Source organism: Deltaproteobacteria bacterium (genome assembly GCA_022340465.1).
Taxonomy (GTDB): domain Bacteria; phylum Desulfobacterota; class Desulfobacteria; order Desulfobacterales; family B30-G6; genus JAJDNW01.
Genome location: JAJDNW010000061.1, coordinates 104,039 through 117,584, shown reverse-complemented (window position 1 = coordinate 117,584; position 13,546 = coordinate 104,039). Strand labels below are relative to the sequence as shown.

The window sequence follows — 13,546 nt, the reverse complement described above, 5'->3', positions numbered from 1 at the left end:
ATAATATATTGAATATATTTACATAAATATATTTAATACTTTACAATAAAGTTGTTGATTACCTATCAACAACGACCATTTTTTGTGCAGTGTCTCCGATGTTGTTCATAATTCCATACTTATTGACAACATACGATCTGTTAAGAAGGAAAAACAGCGACAGAATACTATATGTTGTAGTTAATAACGTATTAAATATAAATATATAGCCTTTTTGGCAAGACTATACAAGCATATTCGATACCTGAACCGTTTAAAATAATGATTAAATGAAATTTATTGCTGACTTTCACATCCATTCAAAATATTCTCGCGCAACCTCAAAAAATTTAGACCTGGAAAATCTGTATATCGCCGCTCAGAAAAAAGGATTGAAGGTGATCGGCACCGGCGATTTCACCCATCCGGGGTGGTTTTCCGAAATAGAAGCCAAACTAACGCCCGCGGAGGATGGTCTTTTTAAATTAAAGGAAGATATCGCTTCATCGCTGGAACGCCACATTCCAAAATCCTGCCGTGACGATATCCGTTTCATACTGACATGTGAAATAAGCAACATATATAAGAAAAATGGAAAAACCAGAAAAAATCACAACCTTATATTTATTCCTGATTTACATATCGCGAAAAAATTCAACGCTGAACTTGCAAAAATAGGCAACGTTCATTCCGATGGAAGGCCGATTCTGGGTCTCGATGCCAAGCATCTGCTGGAAATTGTACTCGAAACCTCGGAAAAAAATTTTCTCATACCCGCACATATCTGGACTCCCTGGTTTTCGCTTCTTGGATCTAAATCCGGTTTTGATACCGTCGAAGCGTGTTTCGAAGATCTGACCCCCTATATATTTGCCGTTGAAACCGGATTGTCATCGGATCCTCCCATGAACTGGCGTGTAAAATTTCTGGATGGTTTGACCCTCATTTCGAATTCAGATGCGCATTCGCCCGGCAAACTGGGCAGGGAAGCCAATAGGTTCGACACGGATTTGTCGTTCGACAGCATTCGCGGGGCGATGGAATCGGGAGATCCCGATCGGTTTTTAGGAACGCTGGAATTTTATCCGGAGGAGGGAAAATATCACCTTGACGGGCATCGGAAATGCGGGGTTCGTTCATGGCCCGCCGGCACCATGGAAAAAGCCGGCATCTGCCCGGTGTGCAAAAGGCCGATGACGCTGGGTGTTCTGTACAGGGTAGAAGAACTGGCAAGCCGTTTGGAGGGGCAAATGCCTTCGATTTGCCATCCCTACCAAAGCATCATCCCACTGGAAGAAATATTATCTGAGCTTCTGGGCGTGGGACCCAATACCAAAAAGGTGTCCTATCACTATGAACGCCTGCTGGATCATCTGGGTCCGGAACTGAAGATCGTAAACAGTTTATCCTTTGAGAATCTCGAACGTGTCGAATTACCCCATTTGAGTGAAGCCATTCAGCGGGTGCGCCGGAAAAAAGTGAATATAGATCCCGGATTCGATGGTGAATTCGGAAAAATAGAAATTTTCGACAAGGAGGAAAGGGCATTTTTATTCGGCCAGAAACCTCTTTTCAAAATGCCGAATGTGAAAAAAAAGAAAGGTGCTGCTGAGGGCGAACGAATCTTTTTTCAAAAAAAAAACGGTCCTGAGAAGCGTTCTAACCGGTGCAGGGGCGTCGTGAAAACGTCACCAACGCTTAACGACCGGCAGCAGCGGGCGATTCGCCACACAAACGGCCCCATGATCATTGTTGCCGGTCCGGGCACCGGCAAGACCCTGACCATCACCCACAAAATTGCTTCTCTCATTGAAAACGGGCAGGCGGGGCCGGATCAAATATTGGCGTTGACCTTTACCAACAAAGCCGCCCAAGAAATGCGTCAACGGTTGCAACACCTTCTGCAAGATGAAAAAAGAGTGCCTTTGGCAGCGACATTTCATGCCTTCTGTGTTCAGATGTTGGCGGAAAACGAGGCATATGATTCTTTCAGGGTTGTCGACGAAAGTGAACGTCGATACTTTTTGGAGCGGGCGGTCAGCTGGTTGAAACGATCGGATCCAGATGCATTATTCGATATTTCCGAACTGCTTGAGAGGATCGCTCAGGAAAAGCGACACATCCGCGGCCCCCACCATACCCCCGGTCGCATCAAAGACGATGATGAGATAAATTTTCAGAGGGTTTACGCGTTTTATCAGAAACTGCTTTCAAGGGAGGGTTTGTGGGATTATGAGGATCTTTTATGTAATGTGGTCAATACCCTTGAAAATGACCCGGCGCGGAAGGAAACGATTCGAAATAGATATAGATTTCTTTTTATAGACGAGTATCAGGACGTCAATTTTGCCCAGTATCGCATGATAAGGCAACTGGCGCCCGCGGATGCCAATATATGCGTCATCGGTGATCCTGACCAGTCCATCTATGGATTCAGAGGTTCGGACGTCAGGTATTTTAATCGTTTTACCCGGGATTACCCCGGTGCTGAATCCATCAATCTTTCTCAGAATTACCGTTCCGTTCGGGTCGTTCTCGAAGCATCCCAGCAGTTGATACGATCGGCAAGGGAAAACCGGGCGGCGGGAACCGGAACCGTGTTTTCGAAGATAGACGGCCCTGAACACATAGAGATATTGCCTTGTTTCGATGAAAAGGGCGAAGCGGTGACCATCGGCAAGGAGATCGAAAAAATGGTGGGCGGGGTCGGTTTTTATTCCATCGATTTCGATAAAACGGACCTCAATTCAACCGCGTCGGATTATTCTTTTGGCGATTTTGCCGTGTTGATGCGGACCGCACGCCAGTGCAACATTTTTGCCGAAGTCTTCGAACGGGCCGGAATTCCCTGTCAGGTCGTCTCAAAAAAAGAGGCCTATTCGGAAAAATGCGTTCTTGCGCTCCTCTCCTTTTTAAAAATAGTGTCCCGCATCGGATCATACCTGGATGTGGAGAGGGTTTGCGAATATTCCGGCTCCGGGGTCGGTCGTAAAACCGTGACTACGTGGAGAGATTGGGCTTTTGAAAACGGTTTCAGCCTGGACGAAAGCCTGAAAAATATTCGCCGTTTTCCACTGAAACAGATGAAAAAGGAACGCCAGTTAAAATTTGTGCAATTCATCGATAAGCTCGAGCGCATGCGTTTGGAAACGAAAGACTGTGATCTTCAGGAAACCATCGATTATATTTTAATAAATACCACTATTCGTGAAAAAACGGCGAACGATGCAAAAAAAAGGGATGTGTTGGACAATTTCATTGTTACATCGGGACAATACGACTCGAAACAGGCATTGTGCCTGGCATCGGCGCTGGACACGGATACGGATATGTTCGATTCGAGAGCGGAAAAAGTCGCCCTGATGACCATGCATGCATCAAAAGGGCTTGAATTTCCGGTGGTTTTCATTAGCGGCTGTGAGCGTGGCCTTGTGCCATTTGTGCGTGAGGGGAAACATGGGACCGACGAGGATGAAGAGCGCAGGTTGTTGTACGTAGCCATGACGCGTGCCAAACAGGCTCTTTTTCTATCCTACGCCCAAAAACGCAGTGTTTTTGGAAAAAAGGAAGCTCGTGAGCCGTCCAAATTTATGTTCGACATTCGGCAGGGTCTGAAAAATTACCGTAAGATCGACGAAAGCCCCTTAAAAAAAAGGGGCCATACCCAACTGGAATTGTTCTAATCATGAAAAAATACATGGCCGTCACCCTGCTCGTGAGCCTTTTTCAACTGTCAACACCGGCTGTTGCGGACATATATATGTATCTCGACAGCGACGGCATTCTTCATTTTACCAATACACCCACATCCTCGCATTACAAACTGTACTTGAAGGAAAAGCCGAAGAAAATCGCCAATACACAGGCCGCCACTTCCAAATACGACCACATTATTTCCGATGCCGCCTACACCGCGGGGATATCCTTTGCATTAATCAAGGCAATGATCCAGGTGGAATCGAACTTCAACCCCGAAGCCGTGTCAAAAAAAGGGGCTATGGGACTGATGCAGATCATGCCGGAAAACCTGGAGGCCTTCAACATCGAAGACCCCTTCGATCCCCGCGAGAACATCATGGGGGGGTCGCTCTATTTCCGGGAGTTGCTGGCGCGTTACGACGGCCAACTTCCCCTGGCGCTGGCGGCCTACAATGCCGGCCCCAATATCGTCGATCGCTACCGCGGTATTCCGCCCATCAAGGAAACCGAAGCATATGTTGAGAAGGTGATGACGTACTACTACGCGTTCCGCGAAAAATAAAAAAGAGATGCGATGCCCTTTTTCGAATGGGTATCACATCTCTTTTTTATATTTGCGTAAAAGCCCCCTGAGCTGGTCGTAGGTGAGCCCCAGTTTTTTCGACGCCTTCTTCTGGTTGTATTGAGTTGAATTCATGGCATTTTTAAGCAAGGTTGTCTCCAGTTTTCGCACGGCCTCTTTGAGAGGCAGGCCTTCATATCCTGCAACGGCCTCCGTTTTCGCAGAAGGCGCGGCGTCGGTTTTTTGGACACCAGGGGAGGTTTTTTGGAGCGCATAGGGGGAAACGAAAGGATCAAAATCAATACGGGTTATCACCGGTGTTCGGGAACGGTACACCGCCCTTTCAACGACATTTTTCAATTCGCGCACATTGCCCGTCCATGGATGGTTTTCGAGCAGAGCCATGATCTCCCGGCTGAATGATGGCGTATTTTCCCACTGCAGTTCATACGCCATCCTGCGGGCGAAGTGGTCGGCCATGAGAGGTATATCGCCGTGACGTTCCCTCAAAGGGGGCAGGAAAAGAACCTCGAAGGAAAGACGGTCCAAGAGGTCTCTCTTGAATTTTCCCCGGCGCGAAAGTTCGATCAGATCTGCATTGGTGGCGCCGACGATGCGCACATCCGCCTCGATAACTCGAGATCCGCCCACCCGCTCGAATTTACCGTATTCAACGACACGAAGAATTTTTTCCTGTGTTTCCAGTGGAATCATGCCGATCTCGTCCAGAAAAAGGGTGCCGCCGTCGGCGGCCTCAAAACGGCCTTTGCGCTGTTGAATGGCACCGGTGAAAGCGCCCATTTCATGACCGAACAGCTCCGATTCGATGAGCGTGGGGGAAAGCGCTGCACAGTTGAGGGCAACAAACGGTTCCTGCCAACGAAGCGAAAGGTAGTGCAGTCTGGCGGCGGCCAGTTCCTTTCCCGTGCCGCGTTCCCCCAACAGCAGCAACGGACGGTTAATCCTTGCCACGCTTGAAAGTTTTTCCTGAAAATCGAGAAATACCTCCGATTGCCCGATGGCATCGGTGGGCACCAGTGGAGACGAGGATGATTTTGAAGTGGTCATTTTTACCAGATAATGGTTTTATTTACTATAATATTGTCTAAATTACCACAAACCAATTGGGAGCGCAACCCTATATTTTTCAATAATTGTTACTGGTTGATTGTCTTTGTCCTCGTTGGCATGAAACCTGCTGTAACAAAAAAACACGTCTTCATGTCTGCATGCGTTTCTCCGGGGAGAATAAAGAAGACAAGCGTTGTTGGTAAGTTCAGTTCCATAAAAGACCGATGAAAACGATGGGGGTTGGACAATGGGAATTTTTACACGATTCAGGGATATCGTCAGTTCGAATATCAATGCCATGCTGGACAGGGCCGAAGATCCGGAAAAGTTGATCAAATTAATGATCAGGGAAATCGAAGACACCCTGGTGGAGATAAAAGCCTCTTGCGCCGGAGTAATCGCCAATCGCAAGAAACTCGGCCGGCGGCTGGAAGAGGCCGACAACCGTGAGGCGTATTGGCAGGAGATGGCCAGCCTGGCGGTCGACAAGGACAGGGACGATCTGGCCAGGGAGGCTTTAAGTGAAAGGCGGCGCTTTGCCGAGATGTCCGCTGCCATGAAAAAGGAGATGGAAGAACTGGAAGAAATGGTCACTCATTACCAGGAAGATATCCGCCAACTCGAAGATAAACTTCAGAACGCCAGGGAAAAACAGCGTCTTCTCGTTCAACGGCACATTCGGGCGCGCAGGAAAAGACGGGCTCAGGAAGATATCCGGCGCATGGACAATTTTGAATCCATGAACCGTTTTGACAGCCTTGAAAACAGGATCGAGCGCATGGAAGCCGAAGCGGATCTGGTTAATTACGGCAGAAAGATGAATCTGCAGGAAGAATTTGACAATTTAAGTGTGGACGGTGATATTGAAAAAGAGCTTGCGGCGTTGAAAACGGCCAGGAAGGAAAAAAAACAGCCCGGGCCCTCGTGATTTTTCAGATAGAGCGTGCAGCAGGGGATCTTACGGCGACCTGAATTGAACGTAGGATCGATTAATCAGATGAGAGTCGGCAATAATGGTTGTTCGCGAATGTGAAGAAAATTTCAGGATGGATCGACCATGACCGCAATTTTTATCGTTGCCATTGTTTTTGGCGGAATCGTATTGAGTGTCGGTATTATTGCCGGGACCATTCTCATGGGTATGCGCATCAGGCACGGCGGCATGTCGAGGCGCAGCCGAAAGGACCAGGCCGACGAAGCGCGTCTGTTTCAGGAGTTGTACCAGGGGTTGCTGGATATGGAAAAACGCGTGGAAAGCCTGGAAACCATTCTGATGGAAAACCGTAGAGAGGATCACAGAGAATGAAAGCATGGAAAAGCAGATATGGCCGTCCGATGTATCGTTCCCGCAAGGGAGTTGTTCTCGGCGTTTGCCGGGGGGTGGCGGATTATTTTAATTTCAGGGTGTTTTGGGTTCGCATGATCGTGGTCGCCATGCTACTGGTAAGCGGCATATGGCCGGTGATATTCATATACATCATCGCTTCGCTGGTGATGAAGCCGGAACCGGTGCGGCCCATAGAAACTGAAGCAGAGGCGGAGTTTTATGACAGCTACGTAAATTCGAGAGCCAATGCCGCCGCACGCCTGAAACGGCGTTTTCGAAATTTGGAGCGGCGCATAAGGCGCATGGAGGACACGGTAACATCGCGCGAGTTCGACTGGAAGAGAAAGTTCCAGGCGTGATATCACCATGTGGCGCTGCTACGCGACGTGGTCTCGACACGCATCAACCCGTTTGAGAATCACCGCCGTACGATTGGGCAGGTAGAGGCTTAAGGCCTCATTCTCACGGCCCCCCATTCGATCCGACAAGGTAAAATGAATCTGGTCCGGTGTTAGTCGCCCATGCCCGCCGTATTCGTTGCGATCGCTGTCGAAAATCATCCGGTATTTGCCGGCGGGCGCATTGATCCGGTAATCGCTAAACGACCGGGTCGGGTGAAAATTGAATACAAAGAGCAGCCCCTTTCTTTGGAACGCGATAATCTTGTCTTCGGAGTGCTCGTGAAGCAGAGCGATCTTCTGGGTTTCCAGAAGATCGTTCGTTTTCAGGAGAGCTATCATCTTCCGGTCAAAGCGTTGGAGTGCGGCATATTTTAGATGGGGGTCGTCCGCTAAATGCCACTGGCGGCGGGCATATTGATAGGACCATGCGTTTTCCCTTCTCGGAAAATCGATCCAATCCGGGTGGCCGAACTCGTTGCCCATGAAATTCAGATAACCGCTGCCTGCCGAGGCCAATGTAATCAGCCGGATCAGTTTATGCAGGGCCATTCCGCGTTCGATGTTGATATGGCGGTCGTCCAGATGCATATGGTCGTACATGTCCGCTCCCATGAGGCGAAAGGCAAGCGTCTGGTCGCCCACCAGGGCCTGATCATGGGACTCGGCATAGCTGATGGTTTTCTCACCGGGTCTTCGGTTGGTCAGTTCATACCAAAGAGCCCCCATGGGCCATTGCTCATCCTGGGTGTCTTTAACCAGCCGAATCCAGTAATCGGGAACGCCCATGGCGAAGCGATAGTCGAATCCAATGCCGCCGTCCCGAATAGGAAACGCGAGACCGGGCATGCCGCTGATATCTTCGGCGATGGTAATGGCTTCCGGGCGCAGCTCATGAATCAGCTTGTTTGCCAGCCAGAGATAGGTCAGGGCGTCTTCATCCACGGACGAATTGAAGTAGTCATTGTAGGACACAAAGGCTTTTTCCAACCCATGGTGGGTATAGAGCATGCTGGTGACCCCGTCGAAACGAAACCCATCAACACGGTATTCGTCCAGCCAGAAACGACAGTTGGAAAGAAGAAAGTGCAAGACCTCGGGTTTGGCATAATTGAAACACCGGGAATCCCAGGCATGGTGAAAGCCACGCGGACCGTCGTGGAAATACTGATACAGGGTACCGTCCTGACAGCTGATGCCTTCCACCTGGTTGGAAACCGCGTGGGAGTGAACCAGGTCCATAATAACGGCAAGCCCCGCTGCATGGGCTGCATCGATGAGCGCTTTCAGGTTTTCCGGCGTGCCGAAACGGGAAGATGCCGCAAAGAAGTTGGAAACGTGATATCCAAACGAGCCGTAGTAGGGATGTTCCTGCAGGGCCATGAGCTGCAGTGTATCGTAGCCGGCATCGACGATTCTTGGGAGGATTTGATCTTTAAATTCCAGATACGTGCCGATTTTCAGTGCTTCCTGGGCCATGCCGACGTGGGCCTCGTAAACATAAATTGATCTTCTGGGAACCGTTTGAACGGCGGATTGCCACACATAAGGCGCGGCCGGGTGCCATACCTGGGCATTGAAAATAAGGCTATCGGGATCCTGCAAGACCCGTCGTGCATAGGCGGGAATACGATCGCCGCCTCCTCCTTTCCAGTAAATTTTCAGACGATAAAGGGCTTTGTGCCAAAACGCGCCGGGGGGCAGTCGAATCTCCCACACGCCGTTGGCACCGATGCGTTCCAGGGCAAATGCCGGCAATTCCCTCCAAGCGGTCATTTCGCCGATGATGTAGACCGCCGTTGCATTGGGCGCCCACTCCCTGAAGACCCAGGTGTCCTTTTCACGATGGAGACCGAAATATTCGTGGCCGAGGGCGAACGCTGTCAGGTCGGTTCCCGGGGCCAACAATTGCGCTTCGACGGTCCGATGGTTGATAAGGCGCCGGGTAAGAGCCTCGTGATAAGGTTTCAGATAGGGGTCGATCTCGAGCAATCGGTCCGGTGATACGTCGATAGAATTCATTAAAGCCTTAAATCAATGGACGCTGGAGCATTTTTTCATAAAGATCCGAGTAATGGGCGGCCGTAACCGAGTGGGTGAAGGTTTCCCGGCTCTGAGTCATAATGCGTTTGATCTGAGCGGTTTTAATGGATGGTTCCAGGTTGTGGAAGCGCATGGCTTCTTCGATCGCCCAGTACAGTCCCCCGGTGTCATAACTTTTGAACAGAAACCCGTTGCCGGTATCACGGTCGGGATTCAGATGCGTGATCGTATCGTGGATTCCGCCGGTGTCGTGAGCCACGGGTAGTGATCCGTAAATCGGGGCAATCATCTGAGGCAGTCCGCAGGGTTCGAAACTGGACGGCATCAGCATAAAATCGGAGGCGCCGTATCCCTGGTGTTCAAGGTCCTGGTTAAAATCGCAGACCGCCACGCGATCGTGAAAATGATGGAAGTTGACGATATCTCTGAAGTGTTTCTGATACTCACCATCGGCGATGAAAACGATCTGCAGGTTCTGGTCATAATAGCGCGACAAAACGGCATAAAAAATTTCGGACAGTAGCTGGCATCCCTTCTGGACCGGGTCGAGCCGCGAGGGCCACAGAAAAAGGGGCGCCGTCTCATCCTGAAGCAGACCCAGCATTTTTTGAAGGGCACGCTTGTTGGTCCTTTTTGCTTCAGCATGGGTTTCCGGCGTATAGGTTTGCTCGAGGTGGTGGTCCGTTACCGGATTGTAGGCAGGGTCGGGAGCGTTTAAAATACCGCTTGCACATCCGGCATGCCACTTGTTGGTCAGTTCCTGCTGCAATGGTTTTTCAACGAACCCGTGCCGGCCCTCGACGATCTCTTCGAGAAACCTGGGGCTGACCGTATTTACGAAATGGGCTGCAAACACACCGCTTACCAGGAAATCCACCGGGTTCGATTCGCGGGTGCTTTCGTATTCGACCGCCATGTTCTCGTAGTAGAGGTGTTCCCAGAAATAGGCGGCATCGATGCCTCTGTCTTCGATATGGGACAGGTGGCTTTTCACCGTGTGGACGTTGTGGATGGTGAAGAGGCAAGGGATGCCGGCTTTTCTCGACATGGCCGGTATGAGCCCGGTCATCCAGTCGTTGCAGTGGATCAGATCCGGGTCCACACGAGGAATGATATTGTTGATGATTTCCCGCTGGAAGGCCAGGGCCATTTTCGTGTTTTCACCACCATAACTGGAGTAGACGCGGTTCAAGTAGAAAAAGGCCCGGTCGGAAGCCAGGTGCACCCGGTCATCGGGCATGATGTTTCTGATTTTATTCTGTTCCTTTTCCAGAAACGGGGCCAGGTGTTCTTTGAAAATGGCCCGATAATCAGGCAGCGCGACATGCACATCCACCCCCCTGTTGAAGAGCGCACTGATCAGGGCTGCGGAAACATCCGCCAGCCCGCCAGCCTTTGCCGTGAGGTATCTGGACAGATTTCCCATACGGTCCGGAAGGTAGGTGACTTCCGGAGTGATGATGAGAACGCGGGGATTTTTGGGTGATTCAGCCATAAATGATTACGGGCTCCTCGATCGCAGGCGGTCGACCAGGGTTGGAATCCGGTGCCTTAGCCGCTATAGCGCACGCATTCCCTACAAGCTTGCTCGAATACATCACGGTTCCCGGCTGCAGGGCGTTCAGTTGGGACCCCCCGCGGCCAACGGGTTTAGGCCCAGGTGATCAGCCCGGGCGTAAATTTCAGGAGGTCGTCGTTTCCAGGGGTCACCCGGGCAGTGTAGCCGAAGCGACCGGAAATATCACAGGTCAATTCTGCACTGTACAGGTAGCGTCCGTTTCCCAGTTCTTCACTAACAACCATGGGCTGCGTTTGTCCGGAAGAGAGTGAACCGTCCGGTTTCATTTTGCCGTAAAAGAATTCTACATCGACCTCACCAGGTTGTAGATCACCTAAGTTAACCTCAGTTGTCATGTGCATGGTCTGTCCGACCCTGAAGGGCCCCTCCTGGTTTTTTACGACCGGCTTAACCTGCACACGGTCCCAGTGGGAGGTGATACGTTCTCTTTGTACCAACCGGTTCCTGGCTTCTATGGCGCCATCAGCGGTAATTTTGGCGTGCATCTCGAGGGCCGGCGTATAGAAGAGGTCCCGGTATTCGGCCACCATTCTATGGGTGCAGAACTGAACCAGGGCCATTTTCATAGAGCTCTTCATCATCTTGATCCAACCATTAGGGGCGTCCCCGTTATTTCTTTCGTAGAACGCCGGGATAGCGCCATTTTCCAGTATGTTGTAAAGGGCCTGGCTGTCAACCAGGTCCTGGTATTCATGATCCAGATACTCTTCGCCCTGGCCGATGGCCCAGCCCGTGTCGGGGCTGTAGCCCTCGCACCACCAACCATCCAGGACACTGACATTGAGAACGCCGTTCACGGCGGCTTTCATACCCGATGTACCGCTGGCTTCGAGCGGGCGGCGAGGCGTATTGAGCCAGACATCCACGCCCTGGACCAGATCCCTGGCGATGTTGATGTTATAATCCTCCAAAAAAACGATCCGTTGCCTTATTTCTGCTTTGCGGCAGAAACCGACCAGCTTTTTAATGACGGCTTTGCCCTCGTCGTCCTTGGGATGCGCCTTGCCGGCAAAAATAAATTGCACCGGGCGACTTTCCGACATGATCATGGCCTCGAGCCGCTCAACATCCCTCAATAAGAGGGTCGCGCGTTTATAGGTTGCGAATCGGCGGGCAAAACCGATGGTCAACACATCCGGATCCAGTGTGTTCTCGGCGGCTTCCATCATTTCCAAGGGGGCGTTGCGACGGGCATACTGCTTCACCAGCAGTTCTCGACAGGAGCGAATCAACCGGGTACGGCTCATGCGCCGTGCCTGCCACAATTCTTCGTCGTAGATCTGGTCGATGCCGTAGAAAACGTCAGGGTTGTTCAGGTGGAGATACCATTCCGGCCCCAGGTAACGATCGAACAGCTGGGCATTTTCGACGGAAACCCAGGAAGGGGAGTGCACGCCGTTGGTGACATGGTGGATCGGAACTTCATCCACCGGCCATCCCGGCCAGACATGCGACCACATTTTGCGGGCAACCTTCCCGTGCAGTTCACTGACCCCGTTGTGATACTGCGACAGGCGCAGGCCCAGTACGAACATGGAGAGAGGAGCGTCGGCGCCGACCCCATTGGCCTGGCCCCATGCAATGATCTCATCCGACGTGGCGCCGAGGCATTCCTGGAGGGGCCTTACATAGGGTTCGACCAGGTTTTTTGGAAACTCGTCATGGCCGGCCGCCACCGGCGTATGGGTGGTGAAAACGGTGGTTCGCGGCACGATTTCCAGCGCTTCCTTCAAGCTGATGTTGTAGGAAGCTCTCACCTGGCAAAGTCGTTCCAACCCGCAGAAGGCCGAGTGTCCTTCGTTCATGTGGACCACCTTTGGGGTGATGCCGACGGCCTCGAGGGCCCGCAGGCCGCCGATCCCCAGCAGAACCTCCTGAGCCAGCCGTTTATTGGGATCACCGTCGTAGAGCCGGTCGGTAATGTTGCGCACTTCGACCGGGTTTTCGGGAATGTTCGTATCCAGCAGTAACAGTGGAATGCAGCCCACGTATATTTTCCAGACGATCGCACGGATTTCCCCATCGGGGCCGATCACGGATATCTGGATCACATCGCCGGCACTATTCCTGGCCCGGGAAACCGGCAAATTGAAAATATCGGTGTCGGGATATTCCTCCTGTTGCCACCCCTCTTTATTGAGGTACTGATGAAAATACCCCTGGCGGTAGAGCAATCCCACCCCCACGAGCGGCATCTGCTTGTCGGCGGCAGCTTTGAGGTGGTCGCCGGCCAGAACGCCAAGGCCGCCAGCAAAAAGCGGCAGGCTTTCGTGCAGGCCGTACTCCATGGAAAAATAGGCGATCTCTCTGTCAATATCCTGGATGTTGTTTTCAGCGGGCACCTCGGCGTCAAATTTTCTTTTAACGCGTTCCAGGTGCGCCAGATATCCCTCATCCTTGGCCAGCTCATCCAGCCGCGTTTGTGGCACCAGGGTCGAAAAAAGAATGGGGTTGCGGCCCGATTGCCTCCAAAGCGAGGGGTTGATGCGGCGAAAAAGCTCTATGGCGTCGATATGCCAGCACCACCATAAGTTCCTGGCCAGTGTTTCCAAAAACGTGAGCGGTTCCGGGATCGCCGGAAACACCTGATAGGTTTGCAATCCGTTCATTATTTATTTCATTCCTTTTTCATGTGGATTCAAGTGTTCACCCTGATTATACGACAACCGCGGAATTTTCGCTGTTTCCAAATGGATTGGTGACGGACCGGTCAGCAGACCAGCCGTTTTCTCACATGGTGTCATCGATCAAGCAACACAACAGAGGAAACCATAGAACGGTTTTATTAAGAATGCAAATTAGAAATAGGGATGGGGCGAAGGATCGAGGCCCATGACGATGCGTGAACCTGTCTACAATATTAAGGCGTGGCACCGGCTGGCAATTAA

At 51.3% G+C, this 13,546-nt stretch carries 9 protein-coding genes; 5 read left to right on the top strand and 4 right to left on the bottom strand.

What is annotated here, in order from left to right; translation table 11 throughout:
- The first annotated feature begins 269 nt into the window (after window positions 1–269).
- A complete protein-coding gene (locus LJE94_09990) occupies window positions 270–3,662 on the top strand; it encodes a UvrD-helicase domain-containing protein (protein MCG6910438.1) in 3,393 nt (1,130 codons plus the stop codon).
- A 2-nt stretch (window positions 3,663–3,664) separates the two neighbouring features.
- Entirely contained in the window at window positions 3,665–4,240 is a 576-nt protein-coding gene (locus LJE94_09985) for a lytic transglycosylase domain-containing protein (GenBank protein MCG6910437.1), read from the top strand.
- Between the two features lie 33 nt (window positions 4,241–4,273).
- On the opposite strand, the gene pspF is transcribed toward LJE94_09985, so the two are convergent.
- A complete protein-coding gene (gene pspF / locus LJE94_09980) occupies window positions 4,274–5,308 on the bottom strand; it encodes a phage shock protein operon transcriptional activator (protein MCG6910436.1) in 1,035 nt (344 codons plus the stop codon).
- Window positions 5,309–5,558: 250 nt separating this feature from the next.
- Here pspF and pspA point away from each other — a divergent pair, with 250 nt between their 5' ends.
- The 3 genes from pspA to pspC all read left to right on the top strand — a co-directional run bounded on the left by pspA (window position 5,559) and on the right by pspC (window position 6,997).
- Window positions 5,559–6,239 carry a phage shock protein PspA gene (gene pspA, locus LJE94_09975; protein MCG6910435.1) on the top strand — a complete coding sequence of 227 codons (681 nt, stop codon included), beginning with the start codon at window positions 5,559–5,561 and terminating at the stop codon, window positions 6,237–6,239.
- Between the two features lie 129 nt (window positions 6,240–6,368).
- Window positions 6,369–6,617, top strand: a complete 249-nt coding sequence (locus LJE94_09970) for a phage-shock protein (GenBank protein ID MCG6910434.1) — start codon at window positions 6,369–6,371, stop codon at window positions 6,615–6,617.
- A complete protein-coding gene (gene pspC / locus LJE94_09965) occupies window positions 6,614–6,997 on the top strand; it encodes an envelope stress response membrane protein PspC (GenBank protein ID MCG6910433.1) in 384 nt (127 codons plus the stop codon). Before LJE94_09970 ends, pspC begins: the two co-directional genes overlap by 4 nt.
- Before the next feature lie 18 nt (window positions 6,998–7,015).
- Here pspC and LJE94_09960 read toward each other — a convergent pair whose 3' ends face one another.
- The 3 genes from LJE94_09960 to glgP all read right to left on the bottom strand — a co-directional run bounded on the left by LJE94_09960 (window position 7,016) and on the right by glgP (window position 13,267).
- Window positions 7,016–9,058 carry an alpha amylase C-terminal domain-containing protein gene (locus tag LJE94_09960; protein MCG6910432.1) on the bottom strand — a complete coding sequence of 681 codons (2,043 nt, stop codon included), beginning with the start codon at window positions 9,056–9,058 and terminating at the stop codon, window positions 7,016–7,018.
- 7 nt (window positions 9,059–9,065) lie between these two features.
- Window positions 9,066–10,574, bottom strand: a complete 1,509-nt coding sequence (locus tag LJE94_09955) for a glycogen/starch synthase (GenBank protein ID MCG6910431.1) — start codon at window positions 10,572–10,574, stop codon at window positions 9,066–9,068.
- A gap of 155 nt (window positions 10,575–10,729) precedes the next feature.
- The gene (glgP, locus tag LJE94_09950) at window positions 10,730–13,267 is read right to left on the bottom strand and encodes an alpha-glucan family phosphorylase (protein MCG6910430.1); all 2,538 of its coding nucleotides are present in this window, start codon (window positions 13,265–13,267) and stop codon (window positions 10,730–10,732) included.
- Between the last annotated feature and the right edge of the window lie 279 nt (window positions 13,268–13,546).